The sequence below is a fragment of the Pseudomonas oplopanacis genome (assembly GCF_057128725.1).
The window spans coordinates 48,544-65,186 of the sequence record NZ_JBSKHV010000016.1; the positions used below are offsets into that span (position 1 = coordinate 48,544).

13 protein-coding genes are annotated in these 16,643 nt (G+C 59.9%); 3 read left to right on the top strand and 10 right to left on the bottom strand.

The window, feature by feature from the left end; genetic code table 11:
- Positions 1-78: 78 nt before the first annotated feature.
- The 4 genes from ACWKV5_RS25205 to ACWKV5_RS25220 form a co-directional block, all read right to left on the bottom strand.
- The gene (locus ACWKV5_RS25205; protein WP_483843462.1) at positions 79-1,521 is read right to left on the bottom strand and encodes a mechanosensitive ion channel domain-containing protein; all 1,443 of its coding nucleotides are present in this window, start codon (positions 1,519-1,521) and stop codon (positions 79-81) included.
- A 197-nt stretch (positions 1,522-1,718) separates the two neighbouring features.
- Positions 1,719-2,345 carry an isochorismate family cysteine hydrolase YcaC gene (gene ycaC / locus ACWKV5_RS25210; RefSeq protein WP_483843463.1) on the bottom strand — a complete coding sequence of 209 codons (627 nt, stop codon included), beginning with the start codon at positions 2,343-2,345 and terminating at the stop codon, positions 1,719-1,721.
- A 56-nt stretch (positions 2,346-2,401) separates the two neighbouring features.
- Positions 2,402-3,085 (bottom strand): isochorismatase family protein, encoded by a 684-nt coding sequence (locus ACWKV5_RS25215; protein WP_483843464.1) that lies wholly within the window; start codon positions 3,083-3,085, stop codon positions 2,402-2,404.
- Between the two features lie 93 nt (positions 3,086-3,178).
- Entirely contained in the window at positions 3,179-4,045 is an 867-nt protein-coding gene (locus ACWKV5_RS25220) for a pirin family protein (RefSeq protein WP_483843465.1), read from the bottom strand.
- A 107-nt stretch (positions 4,046-4,152) separates the two neighbouring features.
- Here ACWKV5_RS25220 and ACWKV5_RS25225 point away from each other — a divergent pair, with 107 nt between their 5' ends.
- The 3 genes from ACWKV5_RS25225 to dkgB all read left to right on the top strand — a co-directional run bounded on the left by ACWKV5_RS25225 (position 4,153) and on the right by dkgB (position 6,730).
- Positions 4,153-5,058, top strand: a complete 906-nt coding sequence (locus ACWKV5_RS25225) for a LysR substrate-binding domain-containing protein (protein ID WP_483843466.1) — start codon at positions 4,153-4,155, stop codon at positions 5,056-5,058.
- Between the two features lie 96 nt (positions 5,059-5,154).
- Complete coding sequence (locus tag ACWKV5_RS25230) at positions 5,155-5,694, top strand: PaaI family thioesterase (RefSeq protein WP_483843467.1); 540 nt, start codon at positions 5,155-5,157, stop codon at positions 5,692-5,694.
- 232 nt (positions 5,695-5,926) lie between these two features.
- Positions 5,927-6,730 carry a 2,5-didehydrogluconate reductase DkgB gene (dkgB, locus tag ACWKV5_RS25235; RefSeq protein WP_483843468.1) on the top strand — a complete coding sequence of 268 codons (804 nt, stop codon included), beginning with the start codon at positions 5,927-5,929 and terminating at the stop codon, positions 6,728-6,730.
- 3 nt (positions 6,731-6,733) lie between these two features.
- Here dkgB and ACWKV5_RS25240 read toward each other — a convergent pair whose 3' ends face one another.
- From ACWKV5_RS25240 to ACWKV5_RS25265, 6 genes are all read right to left on the bottom strand, one after another.
- Positions 6,734-9,952, bottom strand: a complete 3,219-nt coding sequence (locus ACWKV5_RS25240) for a transporter substrate-binding domain-containing protein (RefSeq protein WP_483843469.1) — start codon at positions 9,950-9,952, stop codon at positions 6,734-6,736.
- A 12-nt stretch (positions 9,953-9,964) separates the two neighbouring features.
- Positions 9,965-10,585: a response regulator gene (locus ACWKV5_RS25245; RefSeq protein ID WP_483843470.1), complete on the bottom strand. Its 621-nt coding sequence runs from the start codon at positions 10,583-10,585 to the stop codon at positions 9,965-9,967.
- A gap of 152 nt (positions 10,586-10,737) precedes the next feature.
- On the bottom strand, positions 10,738-11,157 hold the full coding sequence (locus ACWKV5_RS25250; protein WP_483843471.1) for a response regulator: 420 nt from the start codon (positions 11,155-11,157) through the stop codon (positions 10,738-10,740).
- A gap of 168 nt (positions 11,158-11,325) precedes the next feature.
- Positions 11,326-14,028, bottom strand: coding sequence for a magnesium-translocating P-type ATPase (gene mgtA, locus ACWKV5_RS25255; protein WP_483843472.1), 2,703 nt, complete (start codon positions 14,026-14,028; stop codon positions 11,326-11,328).
- A gap of 510 nt (positions 14,029-14,538) precedes the next feature.
- Positions 14,539-15,876: a lysine N(6)-hydroxylase/L-ornithine N(5)-oxygenase family protein gene (locus ACWKV5_RS25260; protein ID WP_483843473.1), complete on the bottom strand. Its 1,338-nt coding sequence runs from the start codon at positions 15,874-15,876 to the stop codon at positions 14,539-14,541.
- Between the two features lie 133 nt (positions 15,877-16,009).
- Complete coding sequence (locus ACWKV5_RS25265) at positions 16,010-16,492, bottom strand: sigma-70 family RNA polymerase sigma factor (protein WP_483843474.1); 483 nt, start codon at positions 16,490-16,492, stop codon at positions 16,010-16,012.
- Positions 16,493-16,643: the final 151 nt, after the last annotated feature.

Consider the following 16,643-nt stretch of genomic DNA (forward strand, 5'->3'; position numbering starts at 1 on the left):
GAGCTAAGTTAATCCCGCCGGCCCTTCGGACAAATAGCCAATATTCCAGAAGTCGAGGAGGCCACTCACCCCAAACCGCTAAGCCCTATTACGCAACCACTGCAAAAACCCCTTCCGCGCCACCACCTTCGGTACTTCCTGGGTCAACGTCTGCGCCTTGTTCAAGCGGAAATCCAGCAGCGCCTTCATCGACTCGCCAATGTCATGCCGCGCATCCAGGCACGGCTTGAGGTAGTCCTTCTCGATCCGGTACAGGCTGCAAGCGGTCTTGGCGATGAAGTCGGCCGGCATCGCGGTATCCTGCAAGATCCCGCCCTCGCCGATCACCTCGCCCGGCCCCATGCGTCCCGACTCGAACTTGACCCCGGCTCGGCTCAATTCCACCGAGACCACGCCGGATTCAATGATGAACAAATGATCGCTGACCTCCCCCGCCGGCAGGATCATGTCCCCGGCACGGAAGGTTTGCAGGGTCATGTGCTGGCTGAAGGTCTCTTTCTCATCCTGACGCAGGGTCGAGAAAATCGCCGAGCTTTCCAGCAAGGCTCGTGGCCGTGACAGACTGGCAGGCAGATTCGATTCGACGGACGACAACAGGCTGACACCCGCCGCCTGCAAATGCCGGTAAGACAGATCGAACAGCAGGTTGCGCACCATGCGCTTCTGATCCATCGAGACCACAAAACCACTGATTTCATATTCCACGCCTGCGGCGCTGGAGCCTTTGAGGGCGACGCACGGTGCCGGTTTTTGCAACAAATGGCGGCAGCCCTGCATGGCCCGCTCCAGCGCGTCGATCACCGTTTGCGGGCGCGCGTGGGGGCTCAGTTGCAGGCTGATCGACACGCCAAAAATGTCGCTCGGCCGACTGAAGTTGATGATCTTGGCCTTGGCCGCCAGTGAGTTGGGGATCACCGCCATGCTGCCCTGGGCGGTTTGCATGCGCGTGGCACGCCAGTCGATGTCGGTGACCCGGCCTTCGGTGCCGTCGATGGAGATCCAGTCATCCAGTTGATAGGGTTTGGTGGTGTTGAGGACGATGCCGGAGAACACGTCGCTGAGGGTGCTTTGCAAGGCCAGGCCGACGATGATCGCCAAGGCGCCGGAGGTGGCCAGCACGCCTTTGACGGGCAGGTCGAGCACGTACGCCAGTGCTGCGATGACTGCGATCAGAAAGATCACCGCGCCGAGCAAATCCTGGAGCAAACGCCCGGTGTGCCCGACCCGCTGCATCATCACCGCGCCGATCAGCACCGTCAGGGTCCGCGCGCCGAACAACCACCAACCGATCTGCAAGCCGGTGGCCGCCAAGTGCAATGGCACATTCTCAGGCCAAGGGGCTATCTCGAGCGGGTTCAAGCCTTCGTTGAACAGCAGAACGCTGAACAACGAGAAAATCACCAGCCTGACGAGGAGTTTCCAGTTACTGCCACTGGCGCTGATCAAACGCCACAGTCCAAGATCGACTACGATCAGGACCAGCGCGCAGACCAACGGATGATTGGTGAAAAAAGACAGCATCGAGCGACTCCAACGAAGGCCAATGGCGCGAAGATCTCACACATTGGGCACAGTGTAGGAGGGTTTGATGCAAAACAAATGTGGGAGCGGGCTTGCTCGCGAAGGCTGACTAACATTCAACAACTATGTTGACTGTTACACCGCTTTCGCGAGCAAGCCCGCTCCCACATTTGATTGGTGTATGGCACCCAATCGGGTTACTTGCTGTTGGTCAGCGCGTTGTAGCTGGTAAACAGGTTGCGATAGTCCGGGATGTGGTTGGAGAACAAGGTGCCCAACCCTTCCACGTCGTTACGCCAGTCGCGATGCAGTTCACAGGCCAGGCCGAACCAGGTCATCAACTGCGCGCCGGAGGCCGACATGCGGTCCCAGGCCGATTGTCGGGTCAGCTCGTTGAAGGTGCCGGAAGCGTCAGTCACCACGAACACTTCAAAGCCTTCGGCCAGCGCCGAGAGTGCCGGGAACGCCACGCAGACTTCCGTCACGACGCCAGCGATGATCAGCTGTTTCTTGCCGGTCGCCTTGATCGCCTTGACGAAGTCTTCGTTGTCCCAGGCGTTGATCTGGCCAGGGCGGGCGATGTACGGCGCATCCGGAAACAGCGCTTTGAGCTCAGGCACCAGCGGGCCGTTGGGGCCGCTTTCGAAACTGGTGGTGAGGATGGTCGGCAACTTGAAGTACTTGGCCAGGTCGGCCAGGGCCAGCACATTGTTCTTGAAACGGTCCGGTTCGATGTCGCGCACCAGAGACAGCAGACCCGCCTGGTGATCAACCATCAACACCGCAGCGTTGTCCTTGTCGAGACGTTTGTAGGAAGTGCTCATTGCAGAAGTCCTCGCGTGTTGTCGATGCCGAGTGAATATCGGCGTGGGGGAGTCGTTTAGCGCTGGGAGTCCAGCACTTCGTGTTCATTCGCCACTTGCTGAGCCTTGAGGTAGCTTTCGATCAACAATTGATAATGCGGCATGGCCTGGGCGTAGACCGCGGCCCACTGCTCGGCATCCGGACGGTTCCACGAACCTTGCAGTTCAGAGAGCGTAGCCATGATGTCGATCGGCACCACCCCGGCCTGTGCCAAACGGGCAATGGTCAGATCAGTGGCCAGTTTCGAGTGGTTGCCGGAAGCGTCGACCACCGCAAACACTTTGTAGCCCTCATGCACCGCCGCGATGGACGGAAACGCCAGGCAAACGCTGGTCAGCGTGCCGGCGATGACCAGGGTTTTCTTGCCGGTGGCTTTGACTGCCGCGTGAAACTCGGCGTTGTCCCAGGCATTGATTTCGCCCTTGCGTGCCACGTATTGGGCATGCGGAGCGGCTTCGTGAATCTCCGGAATCAACGGCCCGTTCGGTCCTTGCGGGACGGAAGCGGTGGTAATGACCGGCATCTTCAGCAGGGTCGCGGCTTTGGCCAGGGCAATCGCGTTGGCGCGCAGTTGTGGCACGTCCATGTCCTTGACGATCTGGAACAGCCCGCTCTGGTGGTCGATCAACAGCATCGCGCTGTCGTTGGGATCGATGGTCGGTTTCAGGCCATTGAAGTTGGCCGCGTTGACGGTATTCATGTGCGTCTCCTCTTTCTTTCAGGCAATAGCCATCCCTGGCCTGGGAACCGGCCTACGCATCCTGTGTAGAGCGGGTTGTTGACGGACTTCGGGTTAACCGTGCATCCGGCCGAAGCGACCGGACTGGAAGTCGGCGAAGGCCTGGTGAATCTCTTGCTCGGTGTTCATCACGAACGGGCCGTGACCGACAATCGGCTCGTCGATCGGCTCGCCGCTGAGCAACAGCACCACTGCGTCTTCGCTGGCTTCAAGGGTCAACTGATCGCCCTTGCGATCGAACAGGGCCAACTGCCCTTCGCGCACCGACTCCAGGCCATTGACCTGAACCGTGCCACGCAATACCACCAATGCCGTGTTGCGACCTTCGTGCAGATCCAGAGTCAGCAATTTGCCGCCCTTGATACGCAGGTCCCAGACGTCAATCGGGGTAAAGGTACGAGCCGGGCCGGTGTGGCCGTCAAACTCACCGGCGATCAAGCGCAAACTGCCGGCCTGGTCCTTGAGCGGGATGTTCGGGATGTCGCCATCGAGAATCGTCTGGTAGCCGGCATCGGCCATTTTGTCCTTGGCCGGCAGGTTGACCCACAGCTGAACCATTTCCAGAGTGCCGCCGGACTTGGCGAAACCTTCGGAGTGAAACTCCTCATGCAGAATCCCCGAACCGGCAGTCATCCATTGCACATCGCCAGGGCCGATCGTGCCGCCGCTACCAGTGGAGTCACGGTGTTCCAGTTCGCCCTTGTAAACGATAGTCACGGTTTCGAAACCACGGTGCGGATGCTGACCAACGCCACGTCGTTCAGTTGTCGGGGTGAACTCGGCCGGAGCCGCATGATCCAGCAACAGGAACGGGCTGATGTGCTTGCCCAAGGTGTCGTAGGAAAACAGCGTGCGAACCGGAAAACCGTCACCGACCCAATGGGTGCGTGGACTGGTGTAGATACCGATGATGTTTTTCATGGTGTCTCCTGATGAGGTGAGTGAAGCCATGGACAAAGCTTAAAACTCGAACCTTTGGTGCGCTAGACTGCAAAAATCAGCCTTTGCGTTCTATTTGGGGAACGATGATGGAAGACCTCAATACCCTTTACTACTTCACCCAAGTGGTGGAACACGGCGGTTTCGCCCCGGCTGGGCGGGCGCTGGACATGCCTAAATCGAAGCTCAGCCGACGCATCGCCGAGCTGGAAGAACGCCTCGGTGTCCGCCTGCTGCATCGCACCAGCCGGCATTGTTCATTGACGGAAATCGGCCAGGCCTATTACCAGCGTTGCCTGGCCATGCGCGTGGAAGCTGAAAGCGCCGCCGAGCTGATCGAACGTAATCGCTCCGAGCCTCAAGGCCTGGTGCGCATCAGTTGTCCGACGGCGCTGCTCAACTCGTGGGTCGGGCCGATGCTGACGCGCTACATGCTCAAATACCCGTTGGTGGAGTTATTTATCGAGAGCACCAATCGCCGGGTCGACCTGATTCACGAAGGGTTCGACATCGCCCTGCGCGTGCGCTTTCCGCCACTGGAAAACACCGACATGGTGATGAAGGTGCTGGGCAACAGCACCCAGTGCGTGGTGGGCAGCCCGGCTTGGGCCGAACGCCTGTCGTCCCCCGCCTCCCCCGCCGACCTGAGCGGTTTGCCGAGCCTGCATTGGGGGGCCGCGCAGCGTGAATACCAGTGGGAATTGTTCGGTGCCGACGGCGCCAGCGCGTTGATTCGGCATACGCCACGCATGGTCACCGATGACCTGCTCGCCTTGCGTCACGCGGTGGTGGCGGGGATTGGCATCGCGCACCTGCCGAGCGTCGTGGTGCGCGATGACCTTGCGGCCGGCCGGCTGGTGGATCTGGTGCCGGGTTGGGCACCGAAAAGCGGCGTCATCCATGCCATCTTTCCATCGCGTCGTGGACTGCTGCCATCGGTGCGCACGTTGATCGACTTCCTGGGCGAGGAGTTCAACCACGCTGACATCGCTTGAGGTGCCGCGACACGCGGGGCTGGCGGAGTTTTTATTTCGGACATAATATCGGTCTGGATTACAACCATAATATCCGCTCAGCCCGAGGACATGACCATGCAAAGCCCTACCCGCGAAGCCACGCTCGCTCAATGGATCGCCCAGGAACAGGCCATGCGCGCCCGCCTCGCCGGCCCCGGCAGCCTGCCCATGGCCGACGTCATCGCGCTGTCACCCACCGAGTTCTTTGAAGGCATCGGCAACGGTGAACTGCCTTCACCACCGATTGGCGCGCTGATGGATTTCATCCCCATCGAGTGGTCCGCCGGGCTGTTTATCTTTCAAGGCACCCCGGACGCACGGCACTACAACCCGTTGGGCAGTGTGCATGGCGGGTATGCGGCGACGTTGCTGGATTCGTGCATGGGCTGTGCGATTCATACACAGCTGAAGAAGGGACAGGGGTATACGACGCTGGATCTGCGCATCAGCTATGTGCGTGCACTGACCGGCGCCAGCGGACCGGTGCGGGCCGAGGGCAAGATTGTTCATTTGGGGCGGTCGACTGCGCTGGCCGAGGGGCGGATTTATGATGTGGATGGACGGTTGTATGCGACGGGGTCGACGACTTGCATGATTCTTGAGGCTCGCGGTTAAGGGGCTAGACCGAGTCGCGGCCTTCGCGAGCAGGCTCGCTCCCACAGGGGGGTTGTGCCGTACATACATCCAATGTGGGAGCGAGCCTGCTCGCGAAGGGGCCGGCACAAACACCATCACACTTTGCATTCATGACTTCCGGTAAACAGTGCTTTGCCCATCCAGCGGTTTTTCCCAAGGATCGCGGCGGGGATACTCCCGCTCATTCCCACTGCAATCTTTGGAGTCACACATGTCTATTCCCGCCTTCGGTCTCGGTACGTTTCGCCTGCAAGGCCAGGTGGTCATCGATTCGGTGAGCACTGGCCTGGAACTGGGCTACCGGGTCATCGACACCGCGCAGATCTACGAAAACGAAGCCGAGGTCGGCCACGCCATCGCCAGCAGCGGTATCCCCCGTGACGAGTTGTTCATTACCAGCAAAATCTGGGTCGCCAACTTCGCCAGGGACCGGTTGATCGACAGCCTCAAAGAGAGCCTGCGCAAACTGCAAACCGACTACCTCGACCTGACGCTGATTCACTGGCCTTCCCCCGAGGACCAGGTGCCGGTCGAGGAATTCATGGGTGCCCTGCTTGAAGCCAAACAGCTGGGCCTGACCCGGCAGATCGGCGTCTCCAACTTCACTGTCGACCTGATGAAACAGGCCATCGCCGCCGTCGGTGCCGAGCACATCGCCACCAACCAGATCGAACTGCACCCGTACCTGCAAAATCGCAAAGTCGTCGAATTCGCTCAGACCCAGGGCATCCAGATCACGTCCTACATGACCCTGGCTTATGGCGAAGTGCTCAAGGACCCGATCATCCAGCAGATCGCCGAGCGCCTTCAGGCCACCCCGGCGCAAGTCACGCTGGCGTGGGCCATGCAGTCGGGTTACGCGGTGATCCCTTCCTCGACCCAACGCACCAACCTGCAAAGCAACCTGAAAGCCTGCGACCTGACCTTGAGCGACGCCGACATGGCGTTGATCGCCGACCTTGATCGCGGCCAGCGGTTGACCAGCCCTAAAGGCATCGCGCCGCAGTGGGATTAAGCGTCAGCCCCGTGAGAGGGTTTGATCCAGTCGGGTCATGGCCTGTTGCAACTGATCGACGGCTTTATCGATCGTCGCCGCACGCCCCTCCAAGCAAGCGCGCTCTAGTTGCTCACAGCATTCGATCAAACGCTGCGCGCGGACCATCCGCGCACTGCCCTTGATACGGTGCGCCAGCTCCTGAAGACGCGGGTGATCGTCGCCCGCGTGGGCTTGCAGCAGATGATTGAGGTCTTCGTGGTTGGCCTTGGCCAGTTCGCGCAGCAACTGATTGATCAGCGTCCGGTCGTCGCCGACGTATGGCTCCAGGCCGGTCAAGTCCATCTCGAGGCTTGCTTGCGTGTCGACCGGTGCCGGCGGCTCACTGCCAAATCGCAAGGCCAGCCAGGCACTCAAATCCGCCAGCAGAATGGGTTTGAACAGGCAGTCGTCCATGCCCGCTTCCAGGCACCGAATCCTTTCCTCAGGTTGCGCGTTGGCGGTAAACCCCAGAATCAGCGTGGGCGGCAATCCATAGGCGCGCTCTTGATCACGAATCGCGCCCGCCAACTCAAAGCCACTGAACCGGGGCATGTAGCAGTCGCTGATGACCACGTCGAACTCATGGGCGTGCCACAACTCAAACCCTTGCTCACCATCCTCGGCCTCCACGACCTGGTGCCCCAGATAGCTCAGCTGGCGTGTCAGCAACAAGCGATTGGGCGGATAATCATCGGCCACCAAAATCGTCAGGGACCGGGTGGATAGCGCCAATCCGTTGTCCATCGCGTCAGCGGCTGGCAAAGCTTTCAACGCCACCAAGGACAGACTGATGTCCGCTTGAGTGCCCTGCCCCAGGACGCTGTCGAGCGCCAGCCGTCCGCCCATCATTTCGCACAGGGTGCGGCTGATCACCAGCCCCAGTCCGGAGCCTTTGCGCCCCGACTGTTGATTGTTGCCGGCCTGGACGAACGGGCTGAACAACCGCTGTTGATCAACGGCGCTGATGCCGATGCCGCTGTCTTCGATGTGCACCGCCACGGCCAGATGACCTGAAATCCCCGGCACCACCCGCAGTGTCAGGGTCACTTCACCGGCCTGGGTAAACTTGATTGCATTGCTCAACAGATTGGACAGCACCTGCTTGAAACGCGTGGGATCAATCATCACGTCACGGTCACTGCGCTCGTCCAGGTCGACCCGCCATGCCAGGCCTTTTTCCCGCGCCAGGCCTTCGAACACCCGGCACACCGAGGCCACCAGCGCATGCAAATTGACCCGTTCGGGTGTCAGGGATAAATGTCCGGATTCGATGCGGGCGATATCGAGGATATCGCCGATCAGTGCCAGCAACTGCTGCGCAGCCGTAGACGCTACCTCAAGCGCGGAGCGGTCGGCGACGCCCTCTTTCGCGCGCATTCCGGCCAATTCGAGCATGCCGATCAGGGCATTCATCGGTGTACGGATTTCGTGGCTCATGGTCGCCAGGAACGTGGTTTTCGCACGATTGGCATCGTCGGCAGTGTCTTTGGCGTCCTGCAATTGCTGTAACCATTGCTGGCGCTGGCGGATCTGCCGGCGCTGCCAGGCGATCCAGCTCAGGGCCAGCGTGAGCAATGCGGCAGCTGCGGCGAACGCCCGAAGAATGGTGGGACGATAACGCCGCCAATAATTGTCATCCTCAACCACATCATTGCCCCAACGCACGACCAGACCGTCCATTTCTTCGGGCGAAATGCTCAACAACGCTTTGTTCAAAATTGAATGCAACTCCAGCGCACCACTGCCAGACGCCATGGCGATGCGAGCGGGTTCATCGCCCACGGTACTGCGAATCCGCAAACGTCCCGGGTAATACCGGGCAATCAGGTAACGGGTCATGAACAATGAGCTGACGGCCGCATCGGCCTGTCCGCTCATGACCAATTCCAGGCCTTGGGCCGGGTTATCGACATCCACCATCCGCACGCCCGGCACCCGCGCCAGAATGAACGCACGCACCGGGTGGCTGCGATAAATCGCCAGGCGTTTCCCGCTCAGCTCGTCCAGCGTCTTTGGGCTATCGAGGGTGTTGGCACTGACCAGTGTGTACGGATTGGTCACGTAGGGGCTGGTAAAGTGCAGATCGGCTACACCTTCGGTCGCCGGGATGATGGCGGGGATGACGTCGATCTCCCCGGCCCTGAGTCGCTCAATCTGTTGGTCCAGGGTCCGGCCCCGTATCACGCTGAAGTTCAAGCCGCTGCGCTGGCTGATCAGCGTCAACAATTGTGCGGTCAAGCCGCTGAATTGCCCTTCGGCATTGAAGAAGGTCAACGGCGCAAAGTTCTCTACCACCCCGACCTTCACCTGTGGATGACGATCCAGCCACTCTTGTTCACTGGCGCTCAGATTGACGCGCGACTGCCCCAGCCTGTTGACCCTGCCGGCGCTCCAGCGCAGGTCGATGGTTGCACGCTGCTCCATGGGGATTGCCGCCAATGCCTTGTCGACGATGCCCTTGAGCGCCACGTTGCTCCGCGACAGGGCAAAGCCGAACGGGTTAGCGTCGAGACCGGACGGCCCCATCAACTGAACGTTATTGAGGTAGTTGTTGTTGATCAGGTAATTGGCGCTGATGAGGTCCCCGAGGTACACGTCATCTTGCCCGTATGCCACCGCTCCCAGCGCATCGAGTGCCGAGGGATAACGCTGCAGGCTGGCCCCGGGATAAAACGCTGCGACTGTCCGCGCCGGCAGATAGTCATCGACCATGGCGATGCGTTTACCCGTCAGATCCTCGGGCATGCGCTCGTCCAGGCGGGTGACCAGCATGGGTTGATCTTCAGCGTAGGGCCTGGACAGAACCAACTCAGGGTCGGCCGCTTCGAAACTGTTCGAGGTCCCCAAAAGATCAAGCGCGCCGTCTTTCAGAGCCTCCATGGCCGCGTCCCGTGTGTCATACCGCTGCACTTCAACCCGGACTTTCAATAATTGCGCGATCAGATGAGCGTAATCGGCGGTGATGCCTTCCAGCTCCGCCTCGCTGCGCGTCACTTCGAAGGGCGGATAGTCCGCGCCACTCACCCCGAGGCGCAAGACTTCCTTGTTGCGTAGCCATTGCCAGTCCTTTTCATTCAGATGGACCTCGTAACCCTCCACCGTGGAACGCCCCAGCAGGTCCAAGGACTTCGCCTCCCCAGACAGGCTCGACAGCGCCGGCGGCGCCAGACACAACAACATTGCGCACAACAGGATACGCACGTTCAGGCGCCTTCAAATCAAGTGGTTGCGGATGGCGAAGTCGCGCAGGTGCACGGCCGACTGCACGCCCAGTTTCAAGATCAAACGGGTCTTGTAGGTGCTGACTGTCTTGTGGCTCAAGTGCATCGCCTCGGCGATGGCCTTGTTTGCGGTACCTCGGGCCAGGTATTGGAGGATGGTCAGTTCGCGGTTGGAAAGTTTGTCGATCATTTGTTTTTCGCTTTGCTGCAGCGCGTCCAGGGATAAGCTGGGCAGTCGTGCGAAATAGGTGTAGCCGGCCATCAGCGCGTGTATGGCCTTGTGCAATTGACCCAGATCGTTGGTCTTGGAGACGTACGCCAAGGCGCCGGAACGCATGCAACGCTCCTGAAAAAACAACGGGTCAAGGGATGTGAACACCAGCACCACACACGACAAGTGGCTGGTTCTGATGCGTTCCAGCACATCCAGCCCGTTACCGCCAGGCATCACCAGATCCAGAATCACCAGTTCAATAGCGTGTTCGCGGAGAATCGCCGACGCTTCACCCACATTGGATGCTTCATGGATCCGTCTGAAACGCTCCCGCTCAAGGACCAGTTTGACTGCGGCGCGAACCACCGGATGATCGTCCACAATCAGCACTGACTTCATGAAAACTCCCTGTGCAAAAAATCGACGATGACGCCACGAATGCCGCCCGAAAAGGCTGGAGTCCACGCAGCAACTGCGCGAAAACTCTTACATGGTGAGGGGGTGAAAACTACCTGTCAGAAATGACAGTTCCGACGGACGGCTGCTTCGGCTCAACCCGTTTTTTGCTGATAGCGCCCGGCCAGATCATGCCCCTTACGCACCAACGGATCGACAGTCGACATCAAGCGCTGGATGCACGCCAGGTCGGGAAGTAGCGCTGGGCTCACCTGAATCATGGGTGCCTCGCCGACTGACATCGGCGTGTGATCGTCGTTGAAAATCAGGCTGTGACGAACCTGGGGGTTATCGAGGAAAAACCCGCGCAGGTCCAAAGATCCAGCAGCCAGAGCGGCATTGATGACCACCACGTCAATCGCCTCGCCACCGTACTCGACCAGGTTCAACAACTCTTCGAGGTGTTGAACCGGTGCCACCCGGTAGTAACCCAACTGGTTAAACAGGCGCTCGACCTTCATCCGGTGGAAGTGCTGCTCGTCGGCAATCAGGATTCGTAATGCTTTGCTCGTCATTCCGGGGCCCGCAGGGTGACCAAAGTGTGGCGCAAGGCTACGGAAGCTTGGTACCGGTTTATGTAGGACTTTTCCTAAATGCTGATTCACCCTTTCTGATAGTGATGAGGGTTCACGGCTGGATCCGTGCCCCCTCGCCTCATTTGGATGACGTCGCAACCGGACGCTTCACTGCCAGCCAAACCGGCGGATGTAGAACCCTTTCACCGCCTGCGTCAGCGCCATGTACGCCAGCAGAATCACCGGCAGAAACACGAAGTACATCGATGGCAGGGCCTGCAGTTTGAAGTAGTGCGCCAGAGGCCCCATCGGCAGGAAAATACCGACCGCCATGATGATCCCGGTCATCACCATCAACGGCATCGCCGCGCGGCTTTGCAGGAACGGGATTTTCGGGGTGCGGATCATGTGCACGATCAGTGTCTGGGTCAGCAGCCCGACCACGAACCAGCCGGACTGGAACAAGGTCTGGTGGTCCGGGGTATTGGCGTCGAACACGTACCACATCAGGGCAAACGTGGTGATGTCGAAGATCGAGCTGATCGGCCCGAAGAACAGCATGAAGCGCCCGACATCCGCCGGTTGCCAGCGCTGTGGTTGCTTGAGCATTTCTTCATCGACGTTATCGAACGGGATGGCGATCTGCGAAATGTCGTAGAGCAGGTTTTGCACCAGCAGGTGCATCGGCAGCATCGGCAGGAACGGGATGAACGCGCTGGCCACCAGCACCGAGAACACGTTGCCGAAATTCGAACTGGCGGTCATCTTGATGTACTTGAGCATGTTGGCGAATGTGCGGCGCCCTTCCAGCACGCCCTCCTCCAGCACCATCAGGCTTTTTTCCAGCAAGATGATGTCGGCCGCCTCCTTGGCGATGTCGACGGCGCTGTCCACCGAAATACCGATGTCGGCGGTGCGCAGGGCCGGAGCGTCGTTGATGCCGTCGCCCATGAACCCGACCACGTGGCCGTTGCCCTTGAGCAAGCGCACGATGCGCTCCTTGTGCGACGGCGTGAGTTTGGCGAAGACGTTGGTGGTCTCCACCGCCACGGCCAACTGGGCGTCGCTCATGCGTTCGATGTCGTTGCCCATCAGCAGGCCCTGCTGCTCCAGACCGACTTCGCGGCAGATTTTCGCGGTGACCAGTTCGTTGTCACCGGTCAGCACTTTCACCGCCACACCGTGAGCCGCCAGCGCTTTGAGGGCCGGCGCGGTGCTTTCCTTGGGGGGATCGAGGAACGCCACGTAACCGATCAGCGTCAGCTCCTGCTCATCGGCCAGGCTGTACGTGTCGCGGCCTTCGATCATTGGCCGCGCAGCCACCGCGACGACTCGCAGGCCTTCGGCGTTGAACGTGGCGGTCACCTGGCGAATCCGCGCCAGCAGTTCATCGCTCAACGCTTCATCAACCACGCCGTGACGCACTCGCGTGCACACCGCCAGCACTTCCTCCACTGCGCCTTTGCAGATCAGCAGATGAGCATGCTCGCGCTCGGCGACCACCACCGACATGCGCCGGCGGGTGAAATCGAACGGGATCTCGTCGATCTTGCGAAACGCGGTGCCGACCTTGAGTTCACGGTGGATTTCCACGTGTTCCAGCACGGCCACGTCCAGCAGGTTTTTCAGGCCGGTCTGGTAGTAACTGTTGAGGTAGGCCATTTCCAGCACGTCGTCGGAGTCGTTGCCCCACACGTCGACGTTACGGGCCAGGAAGATTTTGTCCTGAGTCAGGGTGCCGGTCTTGTCGGTGCACAGCACGTCCATGGCGCCGAAGTTCTGGATCGCATCCAGGCGTTTGACGATAACTTTTTTACGCGACAGGAATACCGCGCCTTTGGCCAACGTCGAGGTGACGATCATGGGCAGCATTTCCGGGGTCAGACCCACGGCAATCGACAACGCGAACAGCAGCGCCTGGGTCCAGTCGCCCTTGGTGAAACCATTGATGAACAGCACCAGCGGCGCCATCACGAACATGAAGCGAATCAGCAGCCAGCTGACTTTGTTGACCCCGGTCTGGAACGACGTCGGCGCACGATCAGTGGCACCGACGCGTTGCGCCAGGGCACCGAAATACGTGTCGTTGCCGGTGGTGAGGATCACCGCCATCGCCGTGCCGGACACCACGTTGGTGCCCATGAACAGGATGTTGTCGAGGTCCAGTGGATTGCTGGTGTCGTTGTCTTGCTGGCGCGGAAATTTTTCCACCGGCATCGATTCGCCGGTCATCGCCGCCTGACTGACGAACAGGTCCTTGGCGCTGAGCACCCGGCAATCGGCGGGAATCATGTCGCCGGCCGAGAGCACGATCAGGTCGCCCGGCACCAACTGTTTGATCGGTAACTCGATGCGCAGTGCGTCACGGCGCAGGACTGTCGCGGTGTTGCTCACCATCGCCTTCAACGCGTCGGCGGCCTGGTTGGACTTGGTTTCCTGCCAGAACCGCAGCAACGTCGAGAGCACCACCATGGAAAAAATCACGATGGCGGCTTTCATGTCCTCGGTCAGCCAGGAGATGACCGCGAGCAACGTCAGCAACAGGTTGAACGGGTTCTTGTAGCAGTGCCACAGGTGGATCCACCACGGCAGTGGCTGTTCATGCTCGACCTCGTTGAGGCCGAAACGCTCACGCAGGGTGTCGGCTTCCTCTTCGCTCAGGCCATCGGTGTGCGTGCCGAGCTTGTCCAGCAATTGGCCGGTGTCGCTGTTGGCGGCGCTCACCAGGGTTTGCGCCAGCGTCGGCGGTACTTCACGGCTGACCGTGGTGTCGGTGAAGGTTTCCAGCAGCGCCAGGCGGCGGAAGTGCCGGGCGATGTGGCGAGTGCGCAGGAATCCGGCGAAGAATTCCTTGAGCAGGGTCAGGTTCATGGCGTTGCCCCCCAGGGTCAGCCGGGAAACCTTCGAGCAGGCGTGTCGAGTCGCTGCGATGACGACCAGGCAGGCGCCATCACACGAAAGTGTGTCGATGAGAGGACATCGGGAATCGGACCAGGGCTGGCTCGACCGGGAGGCCGCTGCTCGCTGTACGGCGAGACAACGGCACAAAAAAGCTGCGCGTTATCTTGCCGAGAAGGTGCCGGTTACTGAAACCGGCCGACTACTGTCACTCGAACAAGTACCCACTGTGGGTCTCCGCTATTGATGAAAACGCGCGAAGCTTACGCCGCGATTTATGCAGAGTAAACGAAGGAACGGCGTGCGGTGGGGGAATCGCGGGGTTCTTCAGGAAGGGTTCAGCTTTAACATTTTGTGGTGTTCTCAAGGGCCCCTTCGCGAGCAGGCTCGCTCCCACTATGGACCTGTGTTCACTGGACCCATGTGGGAGCGAGCCTGCTCCGGGCGGCGTTCCGACGAAGGCGGCCGATAAGGCGACGAAAATTAGCTGGCAGTCGCTAACAACAAGTCCACCACCGAACGGCTGTGCCCACGGTTCTTGCCATGCTCATACAACGAGCCGGCAATCTCATCCGCCCGAATCGGCAGGATCGACAACAGCGTGTCGCTCAACCCATGGCTCGCCTGGCAGAAGCCCTGCATATAAATGCCGGCCTTGCAGCGCTCATCAGTGATCAGTTTGTAGTTGCGATCCACCTCGAAATCACCCAGGTACTGCTCCAGCGGCGCCAGCAGTTTGCGGTGCATCTGCCGCTCGTAACCGGTGGCCAATACCACGGCGTCGTATAGACGAACCGTGACTTCGCCGGTGGCGTTGTTGCGCACCGCCAACTCGATGCCGTGTTCAGTGGCCGTGGCTTTTTCGATCGTGGTCAGGGTGCGGAACGCGTGGCGTGCAATACCCGAGACTTTCTGGCGATAGAAGATGCCGTAGATGCGTTCGATCAGGTCGATGTCCACCACCGAATAATTGGTGTTGTGGTACTCATTGACCAGGCGTTCGCGCTCGCTGTGGGCTTGCTGGAACACCAGGTCGGTGAACTCCGGCGAGAACACTTCGTTGACGAACGGGCTGTCATCCGCCGGTTTCAGCGCCGAGCCGCGCAGGATCATGTCGACCTGCACCGAGGGGAAGCTGTCGTTCAGATCGATGAACGCTTCCGCCGCGCTCTGCCCACCACCGATGATCGCAATGCTCATCGGTTGATTGTTCACGCACGGTTGCTTGGCCATTTGCGCCAGGTACTGCGAGTGGTGGAACACGCGTGCGTCATCCTTCAACGCCTTGAACGCCTCCGGAATGCGCGGCGTACCGCCCGCGCTGACCACCACTGAACGGGTGGTTCGCACGTGTTGCTGCCCTTGGGCATCGCGCGAGATCACCCGCAGCGCTTCGACCTGCTGGCTGTGCAGCACCGGCTCGATGGTCAGCACTTCTTCGCCATAACGGCTCTGCGATTCGAATTGCGCAGCGACCCAGCGCAGGTAGTCGTTGTACTCCATGCGGCACGGATAGAAGGTGCCGAGGTTGATGAAGTCCACCAGGCGACCGTGATGCTTGAGGTAGTTGACGAAGGAATACGGGCTGGTCGGATTGCGCAGCGTCACCAGGTCCTTGAGGAACGAGATCTGCAGTTCGCTCTGGGTCACCAGGGTGTTGCCGTGCCAGCGGTAGTCCGCCTGCTTGTCGAGAAACAGAACATCCAGCTCGCCCTGGATTGGCCCGCGCTCTTGCAAAGCGATGGCCAGCGCCAGGTTCGAAGGGCCGAAACCGACGCCGATCAGGTCGTGAACGATGGGCGATGCAATTGCCTGTGTCATTTCCAGTGTCCTCTGGATGAACCCCTCAACAGATGGGGAGTAAGCCTAAGTGACCTGACCGGCCTTGGGCAGGACAGCAGGTCGTCTGTTGAGTAGGAACGAGGACAGTGAAATAAAATTTAATCGGCGGGGATCAATGGGCATCCCACTGACGCATCCGCACCCGGCAATGCTTCATTGCATTGACGATGTGCTTTTCCACCAGGGCCCGCGAAATGCCCAGTTGTTCGGCGATCTCCGGGTGGGACATGCCTTCGATCTTGCGCAACAGAAAACTCTCACGACACAGCCGTGGCAGTTCCGCCAGGGCACGCTGGAGCATCTGCAGGCGCTGGCCGTGATCGAGGCAGTTGTGCGGGGATGGCGTGAAGTAGCGTTCTTCGGTGTCGAGCACGTCCAGCGACTCGACCTGACGCAGGGCATTGCGCCGATGGTCGTCGATCACCAGATTGAGCGCGGTGCGATACAGAAACGCCCGGGGCTGCTCGATGGGCGTGTCGCTGGAACGCTCCAGGACCCGCACATACGCGTCATGCACCACATCTTCGGCCACCTGACGGTTGCCTAGCTTGGCGTTCAGGAAACACACCAGCTCGCGATAGTAGTTTTCCAACATGACTCCCGGCCGCACGGGTGCGGTTTCTGTCCTTGAGCCCCCTCGTCGACCGCCGAAATAGGCAGTGGCACGATAGTGGCAGTTCGAGGTGCGTAATTTATAGTAATTCTCATATAGATTTAAAGTGCTGCTTGTCCTTGTCGCACAAATA